A 16,829-nucleotide genomic window follows, 5' to 3' on the forward strand; every position below is an offset into this window, starting at 1 on the left:
CGGGCCGGGGTCATCCTGTACGCGCTTGCCTCGCCCGGCGAGATGAGCCGGCTGGCGGCCGCGGCGGGCGGCTACCAGGCGCTGCTTGGTGCGGAGGCGGAGCAGTCCGGGCGCTATCGGCACCCTGAGGACGCCGCGGCCTTCCTTGCCTCCCGCGCCCTGCTGCGGCTGCTCGCGGCCCATCTGCTCGCCGTGCCGCCGGACCAGGCCGCCGCGCTGCAGGTTACCCGCCACTGCCCCAGCTGCGGCGGCACGGACCATGGCAAGCCACAAGTGGCAGGGCTGGAGGTGAGCCTGTCCCGGACCCGGACGATGGTGCTGGCCGCAGCCGGGCCGGCCGGAATCCGGCTCGGCGCCGACGTCGAACTCGTCCCGGAAGAAGTGTTCGAAGGCTTCGACCAGACGGTCCTCTCCCCCGCCGAACGGCGCAGGACCGGGCGCGGCCGGGCCGGGACGCTGGACCGGATGCGGCTCTGGACAGCCAAGGAGGCCGCCTTGAAGGCAACCGGCCACGGTCTCACGGTCGAACCGGTGCAGCTCAGCGTCGAACCGGCCGGCGCCGGCACGGACCAGCCGTTCAGCGCCCGCACGGTCTGCCCGTCCGTACCGGAGCTGGACGGACTGCACGTTGGCTGGGTCCCCGCCGGGGAGCATCATCTGGCCGCGCTGGCCAGCTCGGCGGCCCTGCCGCTGGCGCCGCAGCAGGCGTCAGGGCTTCTCGCCTCGGCGGCCGGGCTCAAATAAGGCCCTCGCGGCGGGCCACCGAGATGGCCGGCGGCCGGACCAGGACCTCGAGCCGGAAGTCCTCCTCGCAGTGCTCGGCCAGCACCGCCAGACCGGTCCGGGTGCGCAGCAGCTCATGGACGCGGTCGCCGTCCAGTGCCGAGTCCTCAAGGGGATGCCGCCAGTGGCACAACACCACCACACCGTCCGGTTCCAGGCTGGCCAGGATCCTGTCGGCCAGCGCCAGGATTTCCTGCTCGGTCAGGTAGTACCCCACCTCGGAAACCACCACGAGGTCGAAGCCGCCCGGCGGCCACGCAGCGGGCACCTGGAGCTGCTCGACCCGCACGTGGCGGTGGCCGGCCAGCCGGGACCGGGCGGCCGCTACGGCGTGGGCACTGACATCCACGGCGAGCAGCCGCTCCGCCCGGCCGGCCAGTTCCGCGGTCAGGACACCGATGGAGCAGCCCACCTCCAGTCCCGAGACGAAGGCCGCCCGCGGCAGCGATGCCAGGGTCAAGGCACGCTTGCGCGCTTCGTAGAAGCGGGTTTCGAACCCCCAAGGATCCGGATTCCGTGCATGGAGCGCATCCAGGCGCGCGGTCAGCTCCGGCTGCCGCGCAGCGTCCCGGCGGCCGTCCCCGCCGGTCCTGCCGTCCTCGTCCACTCAGCCTCCCCCGTTTCCCCCGGCCGCAGCAGGCCTGGTCAGGATGAAGCTCTCGAACTGCCTGCCGAAATGCTCCAGCACCTCCGGGCCGAGCAGCACCTCGTCCCCGGGCAGCCCGGACAGCGGCACAACCTGGGTAACATGTGCGGCCATCGCGGCTGCCTTGAGCCGGTGCATGGCCGCATCCAGCCGGAGGATCCGGAAGCTGTCCCACGGCACGCCGGTTTGTCCCGGCGCACCCCAGTGCCACAGCCACACCGGGTATTCCAGCAGCATCGCGCCGGTCCCGGCGGCCGCGGCGGCGGCAGCGGACCCTGCTGCCGCATGGTCAGGATGGCCGTCACCCCGCCAGGGAGCGGCAATCGCGGTGAAGCCCGGCCCGGTCCGGCCGCCGGCCGTTGCCTGCAGTACGGCTTCCAGCCGCTGTGCCCGGGCCGCCAGCCGTCCGTCGCCCAGACCCAGGAAACGCACGTCGGCGGCCGGCCCCAGGAGCCCGACGGCGTGGGCCAGTTCCGCCCGCCGGGCCGCCGCGAGCCGGTCCGGAGTCCAGGTCCGGGAAGCCGGATGGGACGCTTCGCCATCGGTAGCCACCACCACGCTGATGCGGGCGCCGCACCGGGCCGCCTGCAGGATCAGCCCGGCCGCACCGAGCGTCTCGTCATCCGGATGCGCGGACACCACAATCAGGTGCCCGAGCCCGGTGACGGGCAGCGGCGGTGCCGCCTGCCACAGCGGCCAGCGCCGCCAGGCGTCCTCGCTGCTGGTGCGGTCGGTGTGTCGGAAGTTCACCACGGGACCTTCTCCCCCGGACCGGACAGCAGCATCCGGCCCAAGGCGGCCAGGTCCCGGGCGCCGTGGTACTGCCGCAGGTAGATCTGCAGGTCAGCCACACACCGGGCGTGCTCCTCCTCGAACGCCAGCGGTGCCGGACCGAGGTTGTGGGCTGCCGTCTGCAGCACCAGCTCGGCCGCAGCGTGGACGGTACCGCGGGTCCGATAGGCCAGCACTGCTCCGGCAGTTCCCGCCGCTTCGCCCGCGTCGACGGCATCGGCCGCTTCGGCCAGGGCCGTCCGGGCCCCATGCAGCGCGGTGTCCACGCGGCCCAGGGCGGCCAGCGCCAACTGGTCCGGTTCCCGCTCCAGGCAGCCCTGCAGCAGCCGGCGCGCCACTGAGGCGGCGCCGCCGTACCAGCAGGCGGCCACGCCCATCCCGCCCCAGGCAAAGCCGGGACGGTCCAGGTACCAGCCGGCCGGGCCCACCGGAACGGCATCGGCTCCGTCAAAATCCAGGCTCTGGGTACGCACCGCGCTCAGTCCCCTGCTGATCCATCCGTCCGCGGCGGCAGCCACACCGGCCTGCCGCAGGTCGACGGCGAAGGCCCGGCGCCCGCCGTCGGCAAGGTGTGCCGTGACCACGGCGTGCGACAGCTGTGCCCCCAGCGAGCACCAGGGTTTGCGGCCGGAGAGCCGCCAGCCGCCGGCGCCCTCGGTGGCCTCGAGCCGGACGCCCCCGGCCTCGGCCGCAAAGACGCCCCAGCTGCCGCCGGGCGGAGCCTCGCTGCCGTCCTGGGCCAGGATCGCCAGTGCATCCAGGTGGGGCTCGACGACCCGGGCAGCTGTCAGGTCCGCGGCGCCCAGGGTGGCCAGCACCTCCCACAGCAGCAGTGTCTGGCCGCTGCCCGGCAGCGGGACCCGGGGACCCAGTGCGAGGGCGGCGTCAATGGCGGCGCCGGCATCCCCCGCGGAGCACCGGGCACGGGCCGCCGCATCGTGGAGCAGGTCCAGGGCCTCACCGGCCTGCCTCCCTGGGCCAAGGAAGACCGGCAGCAGGTGCTCAGCCGGCATGGACAAATCCGTCCAGCGGCGCGGCGGCCACCGGCCGCGGGCTGCTCTCCGGCAGCAGGGCCAGGTAGCGGGCGAAGCCGTCCGGCGCCCGGCCGGTGGTGCGGGCGGACGTGACCACCCTGCCGTCGTCGGCGGCCACCCAGCGGGAGGTCAGTCCCTTGGCCCGGGCCACCAGGTCCCGGTCCTCCCCCACCGTCTGTCCGCGGTAGCCTCCGGCACGCAGGTACAGGTCGGCATTCAGGCCCAGGTTCGCCCCGTGGATATGCGGATGTCCGACGGCCAGGCGGTGCCGGCGCATCCAGCGGTCCAGCGCCGCCGCGGACAGCTCGTCCGGATCCGGCATCACCGTGCCCAGGACCATTTCAATGCCGGTGGCGGCATACGCCAGCTGGGCGGTCAGCCAGTGCGGCGGGACCATGGTGTCCGCGTCGGTGTTGGCCAGCCACAGGGACCCGGGCCGGCCCCGGTGCCGGGCCAGTGCCCGGCCGACCCCGGCAGCCCGTGCCATTCCGACGTTGCCTTCGTCGATCTCCAGGATGCCGACCCCCGGCCAGCCGGCCAGCAGCTCCGCGGAGCCGTCCGTGCAACCGTCCAGCACCACCGTCACGGAAGCGGTCAGGGATGCCGTCCTGGACGAGGCGCACCGCAGCAATTCATCGACCGCACGGCCCAGGCAGGCCAGGCTGCGGGGCAGGTATGCCTCCTCGTTCCGGGCGGGTACCACAACTGCCACATGGTCAATGGGATTCATTGGTCTGCTGGCCTTTCGGTCCGGTGCCGGGCGAATGTCCGAACACTGCCGCTGCCGCCCGGAGGATGCTCCGGGCGGCAGCGGCAGTAGCGCCGGCGGCCTGAGGCCGCCGGCCGGGGAATCAGATGCGGGTTCCGCCTTCGGTATCGTCCAGGCGGTCCTTGGCGTCTTCCGTGTCTTCGCGCAGGTGCGCCTTGGCATCGGCCACAGTGTCCTTGATTTCGCCTTCGGCCTGCTGGGCCTTGCCCTTGGCAACTTGCGACGAATCGTTGGTGGCCTTGCCGACGGCTTCGTTGACTTTACCCTTGGCCTTGTCAGTGGCGGCGTCAATCTTGTCATCCAGTCCCATGATCAACCTTCTTTCTGCCTGCGGTGCAGGCTGTGGATGTGTTTATCAGGACGCTTTCCTGGTTTTTGCAGCTTCGATCTTGGCGGTGGGCGCCATGTTCTCGGCCTCCACCATCCAGGCGTACTGCTCCAGCTTCTGGATGAAGCCGTGCAGGATGTCCGCGGTGGTCGGATCTTCCTCGTCCACCTGGTCGTGGACGTCGCGCATTGTCCCCACGCTGGCCTCCAGCATGCCGACCACCAGTTCCACGGTGTCCGCGGTGGAGACCAGTCCCATCGGGAAGGGTTTAAGGCTCGTGGTCTTGGCCACCGTGCCGCTGCGCCCGTCCGGCACCGCGTGCAGGGCACGCATCCGTTCGGCCGCTTCGTCCGCAAACAGGCGGGCATCGGCGATGATCTCATCCAACTGCAGGTGCAGGTCGCGGAAGTTCTTGCCTACCAGGTTCCAATGCGCCTGCTTGCACTGGACATGAAGTTCGACGAGATCGACCAGGACCTTCTGCAGGTTTTCGCTCAGCTGCTTTGATGCCTTCAACAATCCTCCAACTGTCGTCGCTCGTTTACACCGTCCAGGAACGCCGCCGGGCGTTCCTCACGGAACCGCCCTCGCAACTTCCTAAGCATACTGTGTATTTACAGCGTAAGTGGAATATCGGAGCCGGGCAAGCAGCCCGCAGCCGGCGGAAGCGGTCACTGGACAGTGTTTCCACCGGCCAGGCACCGTTTGACCGTCACCGAATCCGCCAGTTCCTGCCGGTATTCGTCGCACAGGATGGCCAGCATCCGGTCGGCATACTCCTCGTTGGTCGAGGCCATCGCATCCTTGGCATAGATCACCCGGAAGTTGTGGGCAAACGCATCCGCCCCGGTCTGGGCGATGCAGTTATGGGAGGACACCCCGGCCAGCACCAGGGTGTCGGTTCCCCAGTTGCGCAGCCGCATCAGCAGGTCGGTGCCCATGAAGGCGCTGTCCCTGGTCTTGGCCAGCTTCGGCAGGCCCGAAGCGGCCAGCCGGGGCACGAGCTCACCGGTCTCGCCTCCCTCGAAAGCGAAGCCCTGGTCGTCCTCGAGCATGTTCAAAGTCCAGGTTGACTTGTCGCGCTGATGTACGGTGCAGACGAGCAGCACCGGAACGCCGGCACCAGTGGCCTGAAGGATCAGCTGGTTGCACTGCCCCACCAGGTGCTGCTGCCTGCCGGCCAGCTCCGGATTCTCGAAATAGCCCTTCTGCATGTCGATCACGAGTACCGCCACACCCATGCTGCCACCTCCTCGCAAGCCCCTTGGCAACGGCCCGTCCAGACCTCATCCGGCGCCCGGCAGGCAAACCTCGACCTGTCCGTCCACCACGCGGGTGCGGAAGCGTGGCTGGGAAACGGTTGCCGGACCGTGGACCACTTCGCCGGTGCGCAGTTCGAAGGTGCTCTTGTGCCAGGGGCACACCACGCATTCCCGGCCCGCAGGCCCCGTCACCGCCCCATCGGGCAACGGGCCGGACAGGTGTGAACAGGCCGCGGCCATGGCGAAGACCCCGCTGCCCTCCGCCGGCCGCCAGACCAGCACCGGAACCTCGCCCACCATCCTGCCCGCCAGCCGTCCCGGCGCGAACTCATCCAGCCCGCCGACTGGATGCCAGCCGGGCGGGACGCGGTGCGGGACGGATTCGGCATGGTTGGCCCCGGCGGCCTGATGGTACGCCAGATGGCCGCCGAGCGAGCCGCCGGCCAGCACCAGCAGCAGGCCGGCGCGGCCAAGCCACTTGCCCGCCTGCAGGTTTCCCCGCGAGCGCTGCACCAGCGAAGCGGCAAACGCCGAAGTGCCCAGGATGTTGGCCGAGGCATGGACCAGCCCCACGCGCGCCTGCTGCGGATGCAGGTCGGCGAAGTCGGCCAGTCCCGATACCGCTGACGGAAGCACGGCGGCCAGCCCGGCGGCAAGCAGGATCGTGGCCGCCCGCTTCGTGCCGGGGAAGAAGTCCAGCACCGCGGCCGAGCTCCAGGTGCCGAGCGGCAGCTGGACGGCCACCGGATGCAACGGATGTCCCTGCGGCACCCCGTGCAGCACGTCCTTCAGCCACCCGGGCGGCAGGACAGCATGGACGAGCCGCTGCACGCCGATCGCCGGCATATCCAGGGTGTCCAGGGACTCCAGCCGCTCGATGGCCTTGAAAGGCAGCACGTTCTTCACGGTTCCTCCTGCCGGGTGGTCAGCCTGCCGATCATGTGGTGACCAGCATGATGCCGGCCGGCCACCGAAGGCAACCGGTCAGGCAGGCGTCAGGCGCCCTTGCGCCGGGCGGCCGCACCCTTCGTATGGCTGGGCGCCCCCGATTTCCGAGCAGGCCGCTCCTTGGCGCCGGCCCCGCGCCGCTCCAGGCTCTTGCGCAGCGCCTCCATCAGATCCACGAGGTCCCCGGCGCCTTCCTCTTCCTCGGCGGCTCCGAAGGTGGCCTCCGTATCCAGCGCCGCACCCTGCTTCAGCTTCTCGTCGATCAGCCGGCGCAGTTCCACCTGGTAGTCGTCCTGGAAGTCCTCCGGGTCGAAATCCTCGGAGTAGCGGCCGACCAGGGCGGCGGACATCTCCAGTTCCTGTGCCGATACCCGCACCCGGGAGGAGAGGGCGGGGAACTGGGCTTCGCGCACCTCGTCCGCCCAGAGCAGCGACTGCAGCAGCAGCACGTTGCCGCGCACGCGCAGGATCCCCAGCCGCGTCTTCTGCCGCAGGGCGAACTTGACGATGCTGGTCAGGTCCGTCTGCTCCAGCGTCCGGCGCAGCAGCACATAGGCCTTGACCGCATTGGGATCCGGCTCCAGATAGTAGCTGCGTTCGAGCATCAGCGGGTCGATCTGCTCGCTGGGCACGAACCGGACCACCTCGATCTCGTGGCTGCGTTCGGCCGGCAACACGGCCAGGTCTTCGTCGGTGAGCACCACGGTGTTTTCGCCGTCGTCGAAAGCCTTGTCGATATGCTCATAGTCGATTTTCCGCCCGCAGACATCGCAGCGGCGCTCATAGCGGATGCGTCCGCCGTCGGCGTCGTGCACCTGGTGCAGTTCGATGTCATGGTCAGCCGTGGCGGAGTAGAGCCGCACCGGAATATTGACCAGCCCGAAGGTGACGGCTCCCGTCCAGATCGCCCTCATGGTGATCATTCAAGCACCAGGGCGGCAGTTGCACTAGCCTCACGGCCGGTTTAGGAGCAGAGTGCACAGTGAGGGCAGGAAAGGAGTCCCACCACGATGTCGCCCCGCGCTCACGAACAGCTGGTCGCTGTGGCCGGCCGGAGACTGAAGGTCAGCAATCTGGACAAGGTGCTGTACCCGGAAACGGGCACCACCAAGGCCGATGTCCTGCAGTACCTCGCCGCAGTGGCACCCGTGCTCATCCCCCAGGCCGCCTGGCGGCCCGCGACCCGCAAACGCTGGGTGGACGGCGTCGGCACGGCCGGCAAGCCGGGCCATCCGTTCTTCCGCAAGGATCTGGAGGATTCCGCACCCGAGTGGGTGCCGCGGGCCGAGATCCGCCACAAGGACCACGTCAACACCTATCCGCTGGTGAACGATCCGGCGGTGCTGGCCTGGCTCGGACAGGTGGCGGCGCTGGAAATCCACGTCCCGCAGTGGCGCTTCGGCCCGGATCTGGTGCCGCGGAACCCGGACCGGCTGGTCCTGGACCTGGACCCGGGCGAAGGCACCGGCCTGCCGGAATGCGTGGAAGTGGCCCTGCTGTGCCGGGAGATCCTGCAGGGGATGGAGCTCGATGCGGTGCCGGTGACCTCCGGATCCAAGGGCATCCACCTGTATGCCCCACTGGATGGCAGGCATACCAGCGCCGAGGTCACCGAGGTCGCGCACGAACTGGCGCGTGCTCTGGAAGCCTCGCATCCGACGCTGGTAGTCAGCGACATGAAGAAGGCCCTGCGGACGGGAAAGGTGCTGGTGGACTGGAGCCAGAACAACGGCTCCAAGACCACCGTCTGTCCGTATTCGCTCCGGGGCCGGCCGCATCCGAACGTGGCGGCACCGCGGACCTGGGCGGAGCTTGAGGATCCGGGCCTGGCGCAGCTGGACTACCGCGACGTCATGGAGCGGGTGGCGGCCGGCATCGACCCGATCGCTGCGCAGGGCTGGAGCGGAACGTCCGGCGGGAAGGATGACGGCGTTCCGGCCGGGCACGCTGGCCTGGATTCCGACCAGCTGGCCAAGTACCGGCGCATGCGGGACGCCGCCAAGACGCCCGAACCGGTCCCCGAAGCCGGCTCCGGCACCGGGCAAAGCCAGGCTGCCGGCGGCGCACCCAGCTTTGTGATCCAGGAGCACCATGCCCGCAGGCTGCATTGGGACTTCCGGCTGGAGCATTCGGGCGTACTGGTGTCCTGGGCAGTGCCGAAGGGGCCGCCGCTGGATCCTGAGGAGAACCGGCTGGCGGTGATGACCGAGGACCATCCGCTCGACTACGGCAGCTTCGAGGGCACCATCCCCAAGGGCGAGTATGGTGCCGGCGTGGTCAGGATCTGGGACAGCGGGACATACGAGCTCGAAAAATGGCGCGAGGGCAAGGAAGTCATTGCCGTCCTGCACGGGCGCGACGGCGGCGGACTGGGCTCCCTGCCGCGGCGCTACGCGCTGATCAACGCGCCCGGCATGGGGAAATCCGGCAACAACTGGCTGATCCACCTGATGAAGGACCAGCCGGCCCTCGGCGACCGGGACGAGCCGCGCATCCGGGGGGACCTGCCCGATGCCTCCCCCATGCTCGCCACGACGGGAATCCTGACGGACCTCGATCCGGAGGAAGACTGGGCCTGCGAGATGAAGTGGGACGGCGTCCGGGTCATCGCCACGGTCCAGGACGGCGCGGTCCGCCTGGTCACCCGCAAGGGTCTGGACCGGACCGGGACCTACCCGGAACTGCAGGAACTCGCCGGCCTGGTGGACGGCCCGGCGGTCCTCGACGGCGAAATCGTCGCGCTCGCGCCCGGCGGCCGGCCGGATTTCGGCCGGCTGCAGAACCGGATGAACCTGGCCAAGGATGCGGAGGTCGCCGCCGCCGCCAAAACCACACCGGTGTACCTGATCCTCTTCGATGCCCTGTACGCGGGCGGCCAGGCCTTGATGCGCTCGGCCTATACGATGCGGCGCCAGGCACTATTCGACACGGTGGCACCGGGACGCTTCGTCCAGCTGCCCGAAGCCTTCACCGGCACCGCACGGGAAGCCCTGGCCGCCTCGGACCAGCTTGGCCTGGAAGGCATCATCGCAAAGAAGCTGTCGAGCGTTTACCTGTCCGGCCGGCGCGCCCACACCTGGATCAAGATCAAGAACCAGACCCATCAGGAGGTGGTCGTCGTTGGCTGGCGGCACGGCGCCGGCAACCGCGCCGGCGGTATCGGATCACTGCTGCTGGCGGTGAACGACGGCGGGCGTCTGGCCTACGCCGGACGGGTAGGCACCGGCTTCAGCAGGGCGGATTTGGACGACGCGGCGCACCGGCTGGTGCCGCTGGCCCGCAAAACACCGGCCGTGCAGGATGTTCCGGCCGCCGACCAGCGCGACGCCGAATGGGTGTCCCCGCGGCTGGTCGGCGAGGTGAAGCACACCGGGCGCACCGCCGAGGGCCGGCTGCGGCAGCCGGTCTGGCGCGGCTGGCGGCCGGACAAGGACCCCGGCGAGGTGGCCTGGGAAGTCCCGTAGCGGCACCGAAGGGGATGGAATTTCGCGCAGGACCCGGATCACACCTATGAATCGGGTCACATTCATTACCACTGTGTTTCTTGCCCGGCTCCCGCCTACCACATTCGATCATGTAATTTTGCTCAATCACGGTGGTTCGAATTCATGCACTCGCACTATGCCGCGCCGCCGGTGGCCATGACAGATCTGTACGGGAAAGTAGACACCAGATGACACAGGTTCAAGTTGATGCGCCGGACAATCCGGCGTCCGGGGAGAAGACGCTGAAGTCGGCCGGGCATGTGATTGTCGATTCGCTGGTGGCCCACGGGGTGGAGCGGACCTATGTGGTGCCCGGGGAGTCCTTCCTGGACGTGCTGGACGGGCTGCACCACTCGCAGATCGAGACCGTTGTCTGCCGGCACGAGGGCGGCGCGGCGTACATGGCCGAGGCCGACGGGAAGATGAACCAGCGCCCCGGGGTCGCGATGGTCACCCGCGGCCCGGGCGCGGCCAACGCGCACGTGGGCCTGCACACCGCCTGGCAGGACTCCACCCCGATGGTCCTGTTCGTGGGCCTGATCCCGTTCGAGCACCGGGACCGCGAGGCGTTCCAGGAATTCGACATCAAGGCCTGGTTCGACACCGGCGCCAAGCGCGTGATGGTCCTGGACCACCCCGAACGCGCCTCCGAGATCGTCGCCGAGGCCATGTTCGCGGCCATGAGCGGCCGCCCCGGCCCGGTCGTGGTCGGCCTGCCCGAGGACATCATCCGCGAAACCATCGACGCCGCCCTGCACCCGGTGATCCCCGTCGCGCAGGGCGGAATGACCGTCGCGGACTGGAAGGCCCTGAAGGCGGCCCTGCTCGAGGCCGAGAAGCCGCTCTTCGTCGTCGGCGGCAACGACTGGACCGCCGAAGGCGCCACCGCCCTGACCCACTGGCTCGAGGACCACAAGATCGCCGCGGCCGCCGAATGGCGCTGCGAGGGCACCGTGCCCTTCGACTCCCCCTCCTACGTGGGCCCGATCGGCTACGGGCGGCCCAAACCCACCTACGACCTGCTCGAGGAAACCGACCTGCTGGTCTTCGTCGGCACCGTGCCCGGCGATGTGATCACCGACGGCTTCCTGGTCCGCCAGGACTGGTCCAAGAAGAACTTCCTGGTCACCATCGACCCCTCGCTGCGCGGCCGCTCCGGCCCGGTCTCCCACCAGATCGTGGCCAAACCCGACGTGTTCGTCCGCGACCTGCTCACCATGGAACTGCCCGCCAAGGACTCCTGGCGGGCCTTCACCGAACGGATGCGCACCGAACAGGAAAAGTTCGCCGCCCTGCCCCCGGCCGAACCCTCTCCCGGCAAGGCCCGGATGGACACCCTGATCGCCAACCTGGTCCCCACCCTGCCCGGGGACGCGATGGTCACCCTCGGCGCCGGGGAACACACCAACTGGGCCCACCGCTACTTCCCCACCCAGGCCTACGCCTCGATGCTCTCGGCCCGCAACGGCTCGATGGGCTACTCCATCCCCTCCGCCGTCGCCGCCTCGCTGGCGAACCCCGGCCGCCGCGTGGTCACCATCGCCGGGGACGGCGAGTTCCTGATGAACGGCCAGGAACTGGCCACCGCCGCCCAGTACGGGGCCACCCCGTTGGTGATCGTGATGGACAACCAGGAATACGGCACCATCCGCACCCACCAGGAACGCCACTACCCGGCACGGATCTCCGGCACCCAGCTGAAAAACCCCGACTTCGCCCTGATGGCCCAGGCCTTCGGCGGCTACGGCATCCGCGTCGAAACCGACGCCGAAGTCCCCGCCGCCCTCGAAGCAGCACTCAAGGCGATCGACGACGACAAGACCTTCGCCCTGATCCACCTCATCGTGGAGCAGCGGGTCAAGGCCTACTGACGCCTCCGGCCGCACCCGACAGCACAGCGGGACCCCCTCCGGTGGAGGGGGTCCCGCTGTTTCCGCGCGTCCGCGGCGGGCCGGGCGTCAGCGCTGGGCGTCGCTGAGGAAGCCCTGCTCCTTCATCCATTCGAAGGCAACGTCCGCCGGCTCCTGCCCCTCGACGTCGACCTTCAGGTTCAGCTTCCGCATGGTCCGGTCCGTCAGCAGCGGCGACATCTGCTCGAAGATCCCCGCCAGCTGCGGATGCGCCGCCAGCGTCCGGGAGTTGAAGACCGGCGCCACGTTGTAGGCCGGGAAGAACTGCTGATCATCCTTCAGCACGGTCAGTCCGAGCGCGTCGATCCGGCCGTCCGTGGCGTAGACCTCCCCGAAGGTGCACTGGCCGCTGTCGGTGGCAGTGTAAAGGGCCCCGACATCGTAGACGCCGATATTGCCTTCCGGAACACCGCTGGCCGATCCGCGGTCCAAACCGTAATGCTTGAGCATTGGTCCGAAGCCGTCAGGCCGGGAATTGAATTCCGGCTCGACGCAGAAGGTGCGCTGGTCCACCGGCAGCTTGGCGATGTCCGAGAGCTTGCTCAGGCCGTACTTCTTCGCTGTTTCGTTCGTGACGGACAGGGCATAGGTGTTGTTCAGCGGTGCCTTGGCACCCCAGGTCAGCCCGTTCGCCAGGTCCTCGTCGTGAACCGCCTGCCACTGGGCCTTCTGGTCCGGGATGCCGGAGTCGTGCCCCATGAAGGACAGCCAGGCCGTCCCGGTGTATTCCCAGATGATGTCCGCCTTGCCGGCGAGCATCAGCGACCGGGTGGGCTGGCTGCCCGGAACATTGCTGAGGTCCGAGACCTCGAAGCCGGCTGCCTGGGCAGCGAGCACAGCCATCTTGGCCAGGATCAGGCTTTCAGTATTGTTCCGGCCGGTGACCTTCACCGGAACGCCTTCGGCGCCTGGTACCGGCTGGATGCTGCCCGGCGCCGCCTCCGGCACGTAGGACGCCGCCGGGGCCAGCCCGCAGCCGGACAATAGCAGGGCGGCGGCGGCCAGCAGGCCCACTGTTCCGGCCCGCCGCCGGCCGGCAGCCTTGGATGATCGCGCCCGGCGGTTCAACAAAGAGTCCAGCATCTACAGTCCTTTCGGCCGGGCCAGGTGTTCAACCACCCGTCCCGCCCAGTCAATAAACAGCGCCAGCAATGCCACCAGTACCGCCCCGGCAACCAGGACGGCCGGCAGGTTCAGCTGAACGCCCGTGGTGATCAGCAGCCCCAGTCCGCCGCCGTTGACAAAGGCGGCCAGAGCGGCGGTTCCCACCAACAGCACTAGAGCGGTACGGATGCCGGCCAGCATGACCGGCACGGCCATGGGCAGCTCCACCTTGAACAGGACCGCGGCAGCGCTCATGCCCATGCCGCGTCCGGCTTCGACCAGCCGCTGGTCCACCTGCTGCAGGCCCACCATGGTATTCCGGAGCACGGGCAGCACGCCGTACAGGACCAGGGCCAGCAAGGCGGCCCGGAACCCGAAGCCCAGCCAGAAGGCGAACAGCACGACCAGTCCGATCGAGGGTGCAGCCTGGCCGATATTGGCGACCGCAAGGACCGGGCCGGTCAGGAAGCGCAGCCGCGGCCGGGTCAGCGCAATCCCCAGCGGAATGGCCACCAGCAGCACGATGACGGCGGACAGCAGCGTCAGCTGCAGATGCTCGACGGTATGAGTCCAGAGCGCCGCGGGTGCCAGGGTGGTCAGCTCCGTCGGCGACAGCGGCGCGGTGAGCAGCCAGGTGATCACCGCGAGCAGCACCACCACGATGCCCACCAGCTGGAAGATCAGGCCGCGCCAGGATCGCCACGCCGTGCCGGCCTCGAGACCGGCGTCCGCTGCCGCGGCGGTCCCGCCGTCCAGCTCCGCGGTGTCCAGTTCCGGCGCCTGGGGCGCCGCAGTGGACCCGGCGAATGCCCCGGGGCCCTTCACCGGCCCGCCTGTTCGCCGCCGGCACCGGTCCCGGCCGCCGCCGTCGTCTGGAGGCTGCCGGTATTGATTCCCACCGGGGCGTTCTCGGGCTCGATCGCCGCCAGTTCGTGGGCCTTGTTGATGGCGTCCATCACCGTTCCCACATCGATGACGCCCTGGAAGGTTTCGCGCCGTCCGGTCACCAGCGCCGCCCCGGCACTGGACACGAGCATGGTGTCCAGGGCGTCATTGAGCGTGGCGCGCATGCCGACTACCGGAAGCTGCGGGTCGGCCGCGGCGCTGATGGTCTCCATCCGGCCGAGCTGGCGCCGCGACGGCCATTGCAGGGGCCGGCCGCGGTCGTCGACGATGACGGCATGGCCGTGTCCGGCCGCAGTGATGCGTTCCAGGACGTCGGCCGCCCGCTCCCCCGGCCGGCCGATGATTGCTTCGGCCAGGTCCACGTCGCTGACCCGGGACAAGGTCAGCTGCTTCAGCCCCGCGCCGGAGCCGATGAAGTTCTCCACGAACTCGTTGGCCGGGTCGGCCAGCAGCCGTTCGGGCGTGTCGTACTGGACCAACTGTGCTCCGGCGTCGAACACGGCAATCCAGTCGCCCAGCTTGACCGCTTCGTCGAAGTCATGGGTGACGCAGACGATGGTCTTGTGCAGTTCGGACTGGATCTGCAGCATCTCGTCCTGCAGGCGTTGGCGGGTAATGGGATCCACGGCGCCGAAGGGCTCGTCCATCAGCAGGACGGGCGGGTCCGCGGCCAGGGCCCGGGCCACGCCGACCCGCTGCTGCTGTCCGCCGGAGAGCTCCTTCGGGAAGCGGTTCCGGTAGATGGCCGGATCCAGCGACACCATCTCCAGCAGCTCGTCCACGCGGGCGGCAATGCGCGCCTTGTCCCAGCCGAGCATCTTCGGCACGATCGCAATGTTGGCGGCCACGCTCAGGTGCGGGAACAGACCGCCGGCCTGGATCACGTAGCCGATCTTGCGGCGCAGCTCGTCACCGTTCATCCGGGTGACGTCCTCGCCATTGATGATGATGCTGCCTTCGGTCGGTTCGATCAGCCGGTTGATCATCTTCAGTGTGGTGGTCTTGCCACAGCCGGACGGGCCGACGAACATCACCATTTTCCCGGCCGGAATTTCCAGCGTGAGGCCGTCGACGGCAGGCCGTTTCTGGCCCGGATACCGCTTGGTGACCTGGTCCAGCAGGATGCTGGCGCCGGTGACGCCTTCCGGGCGTGCGGCCGGAGCGGGAGTGGAAGTAATGACGGATTCAGACACGGATACCTCGCGGGGTCGTCAGCCGGCCGAGGCCGACCAGAAGGAAATCAAGAATGAGGGCCAGGATGATGATGCCGCCGACGCCGGTCACGACGGACTCCAGCGCGTTGGCACCGCCGAGCCGGGACAGGCCGGAGAAGATGAAACCGCCCAGCCCGGGCCCGAGGGCATAGGCGGTGATGGCGGCGATGCCCATCACCATCTGGGCCGAAACGCGCACTCCGGCGAGGATGACCGGCCAGGCCATCGGCAGTTCCACCTGGACCAGGGTGCGCAGCCGGCTCATGCCAATGCCGCGGGCGGCCTCAACCACGCTGGGGCTGATTCCGGACAGGCCGACGACGGCGTTGCGCAGGATCGGCAGCATGGCATAGAACGCGACCACGATCACCGCCTGGGTCACGCCGAAGCCAAAGGGCGCGACCAGCAGCCCGATCAGGGCAAATGAGGGAATGGTCAGCCCGATGGCGGACACGGAATTGGCCGCGGAGACCATCGCCTTGTTCCGGTACACCAAGGTGGCGATCAGTACCGCCAGGATGGTGGCCAGGATCAGGCACTGCACCACCAGGCTGAAATGCTGCCAGCCGGCGAACAGGATAGGCCTGAGCCTGTCCGATAAGAAATCCACCACAAATAAGCTCTCTTCCTCACTAGTTACGCATCCATCCAGTTACACATCCATGCCGGCTATCTGCCCGGTACTGCGGCCCGGGCAGCGCTGAGCGGCCGGCGCGCGGCGCATTTTGGGCGCGCACGACCTGGGCGCAGGTAGTTTTCACCGGTGCGGTGAAGCCGCCGACGGGCGATGCATTCCCGCACCGCGGGGAGGCCATTGCGGCGCAAAGGCGCCGTGCCAGCGCGTCATTCAGGACGCTGCTCGGGGCGCTTCCGCCGGCACAATGTTGGCGGAAGGCCCTCATCCATCCTACCTGCTGTCCCGGGATGCCAAGCCCAGTGAAACAAAACGCCTGATCAGACGCACGAAACCAGTTACCCGATGCACGAATCCGTGCCGGGCCGTACGCTCGTGCCATGGCCAGATTCTTCGACGTCCACCCTCAGGATCCCCAGCCGCGCACCATCGGCCGGATCGTCGAGCTGTTGCAGGCCGGCGGATTGATCGCCTACCCCACGGACTCGTGCTACGCCCTCGGCGCGCAACTGGGCAACAAGGAGGCGCTGGACCGGATCCGGACAATCCGCCAGCTCGACGACAAGCACCACTTCACGCTGGTCTGCAAGGACTTCGCCCAACTGGGGCAGTTCGTCAATATCGACAACAAGATCTTCCGCAGCATCAAGGCCGCCACGCCCGGCGCCTACACCTTCATCCTGCCGGCCACCAAGGAAGTGCCCCGCCGGATGCTCCATCCGAAAAAGAAGACCGTCGGCGTCAGGATTCCAAACCACCGGGTCGTCCGGGCCCTGCTGGACGGCCTCGGGGAACCGCTGCTGTCCAGCACCCTACTGCTGCCCGGCGAGGAGACAGCGCTCACCGAGGGCTGGGAGATCAAGGAGCGGCTCGACCACCAAGTGGATGCCGTGGTGGATTCCGGCGAGTGCGGTCCCGACCCAACCACAGTGGTGGACTTCTCCAGCGGCTACCCGGAGATCGTACGCCGCGGGGCCGGGGACCCCGCCCCGTTCGAGTAGCGGCAGGCTTCTT

Annotated in this window: 17 protein-coding genes; 4 read left to right on the forward strand and 13 right to left on the reverse strand. The window is 68.9% G+C overall.

The window, feature by feature from the left end:
• Positions 1 to 42 precede the first annotated feature (42 nt).
• Complete coding sequence (locus LVY72_RS20640) at positions 43 to 744, forward strand: 4'-phosphopantetheinyl transferase family protein (protein ID WP_237826043.1); 702 nt, start codon at positions 43 to 45, stop codon at positions 742 to 744.
• Here LVY72_RS20640 and LVY72_RS20645 read toward each other — a convergent pair.
• The 9 genes from LVY72_RS20645 to ku form a co-directional block, all read right to left on the reverse strand.
• Entirely contained in the window at positions 737 to 1,390 is a 654-nt protein-coding gene (locus LVY72_RS20645; protein ID WP_237826044.1) for a class I SAM-dependent DNA methyltransferase, read from the reverse strand. The genes LVY72_RS20640 and LVY72_RS20645 overlap by 8 nt on opposite strands.
• Complete coding sequence (locus tag LVY72_RS20650) at positions 1,391 to 2,179, reverse strand: PIG-L deacetylase family protein (protein ID WP_237826045.1); 789 nt, start codon at positions 2,177 to 2,179, stop codon at positions 1,391 to 1,393.
• The gene (locus LVY72_RS20655) at positions 2,176 to 3,234 is read right to left on the reverse strand and encodes an acyl-CoA dehydrogenase family protein (RefSeq protein WP_237826046.1); all 1,059 of its coding nucleotides are present in this window, start codon (positions 3,232 to 3,234) and stop codon (positions 2,176 to 2,178) included. Before LVY72_RS20655 ends, LVY72_RS20650 begins: the two co-directional genes overlap by 4 nt.
• On the reverse strand, positions 3,224 to 3,985 hold the full coding sequence (locus tag LVY72_RS20660) for a glycosyltransferase family 2 protein (protein ID WP_237826048.1): 762 nt from the start codon (positions 3,983 to 3,985) through the stop codon (positions 3,224 to 3,226). Before LVY72_RS20660 ends, LVY72_RS20655 begins: the two co-directional genes overlap by 11 nt.
• Positions 3,986 to 4,106: 121 nt before the next feature.
• Positions 4,107 to 4,334, reverse strand: a complete 228-nt coding sequence (locus LVY72_RS20665) for a CsbD family protein (protein WP_237826049.1) — start codon at positions 4,332 to 4,334, stop codon at positions 4,107 to 4,109.
• A 45-nt stretch (positions 4,335 to 4,379) separates the two neighbouring features.
• The gene (locus tag LVY72_RS20670) at positions 4,380 to 4,868 is read right to left on the reverse strand and encodes a Dps family protein (RefSeq protein WP_237826050.1); all 489 of its coding nucleotides are present in this window, start codon (positions 4,866 to 4,868) and stop codon (positions 4,380 to 4,382) included.
• A gap of 155 nt (positions 4,869 to 5,023) precedes the next feature.
• The gene (locus tag LVY72_RS20675) at positions 5,024 to 5,593 is read right to left on the reverse strand and encodes a cysteine hydrolase family protein (protein ID WP_237826051.1); all 570 of its coding nucleotides are present in this window, start codon (positions 5,591 to 5,593) and stop codon (positions 5,024 to 5,026) included.
• 45 nt (positions 5,594 to 5,638) lie between these two features.
• Entirely contained in the window at positions 5,639 to 6,520 is an 882-nt protein-coding gene (locus LVY72_RS20680; RefSeq protein ID WP_237826052.1) for a Rieske (2Fe-2S) protein, read from the reverse strand.
• Positions 6,521 to 6,609: 89 nt separating this feature from the next.
• Positions 6,610 to 7,476 carry a non-homologous end joining protein Ku gene (ku, locus tag LVY72_RS20685; RefSeq protein ID WP_237826057.1) on the reverse strand — a complete coding sequence of 289 codons (867 nt, stop codon included), beginning with the start codon at positions 7,474 to 7,476 and terminating at the stop codon, positions 6,610 to 6,612.
• 96 nt (positions 7,477 to 7,572) lie between these two features.
• Between ku and LVY72_RS20690 the strand changes: the two genes are divergently transcribed.
• Together LVY72_RS20690 and LVY72_RS20695 are read left to right on the forward strand one after the other, a co-directional pair.
• Positions 7,573 to 10,026, forward strand: a complete 2,454-nt coding sequence (locus LVY72_RS20690; RefSeq protein WP_237826060.1) for an ATP-dependent DNA ligase — start codon at positions 7,573 to 7,575, stop codon at positions 10,024 to 10,026.
• A gap of 209 nt (positions 10,027 to 10,235) precedes the next feature.
• A complete protein-coding gene (locus LVY72_RS20695) occupies positions 10,236 to 11,918 on the forward strand; it encodes a thiamine pyrophosphate-dependent enzyme (RefSeq protein WP_237826064.1) in 1,683 nt (560 codons plus the stop codon).
• A gap of 87 nt (positions 11,919 to 12,005) precedes the next feature.
• Here the strand turns inward: LVY72_RS20695 and LVY72_RS20700 are convergent, their stop codons facing one another.
• The 4 genes from LVY72_RS20700 to LVY72_RS20715 form a co-directional block, all read right to left on the reverse strand.
• Complete coding sequence (locus tag LVY72_RS20700; RefSeq protein WP_237826065.1) at positions 12,006 to 13,040, reverse strand: glycine betaine ABC transporter substrate-binding protein; 1,035 nt, start codon at positions 13,038 to 13,040, stop codon at positions 12,006 to 12,008.
• Positions 13,041 to 13,745, reverse strand: a complete 705-nt coding sequence (locus LVY72_RS20705) for an ABC transporter permease (RefSeq protein WP_237826145.1) — start codon at positions 13,743 to 13,745, stop codon at positions 13,041 to 13,043. It abuts the gene before it with no gap.
• A gap of 137 nt (positions 13,746 to 13,882) precedes the next feature.
• Positions 13,883 to 15,160 (reverse strand): ABC transporter ATP-binding protein, encoded by a 1,278-nt coding sequence (locus tag LVY72_RS20710; RefSeq protein WP_237826066.1) that lies wholly within the window; start codon positions 15,158 to 15,160, stop codon positions 13,883 to 13,885.
• Positions 15,153 to 15,794: an ABC transporter permease gene (locus LVY72_RS20715; protein ID WP_237826068.1), complete on the reverse strand. Its 642-nt coding sequence runs from the start codon at positions 15,792 to 15,794 to the stop codon at positions 15,153 to 15,155. Before LVY72_RS20715 ends, LVY72_RS20710 begins: the two co-directional genes overlap by 8 nt.
• 401 nt (positions 15,795 to 16,195) lie before the next feature.
• Here LVY72_RS20715 and LVY72_RS20720 point away from each other — a divergent pair, with 401 nt between their 5' ends.
• Positions 16,196 to 16,816 carry an L-threonylcarbamoyladenylate synthase gene (locus LVY72_RS20720; RefSeq protein WP_237826071.1) on the forward strand — a complete coding sequence of 207 codons (621 nt, stop codon included), beginning with the start codon at positions 16,196 to 16,198 and terminating at the stop codon, positions 16,814 to 16,816.
• Positions 16,817 to 16,829 lie beyond the last annotated feature (13 nt).

The organism is Arthrobacter hankyongi (genome assembly GCF_022012395.1).
GTDB classification, from domain to species: Bacteria; Actinomycetota; Actinomycetes; order Actinomycetales; family Micrococcaceae; genus Crystallibacter; species Crystallibacter hankyongi.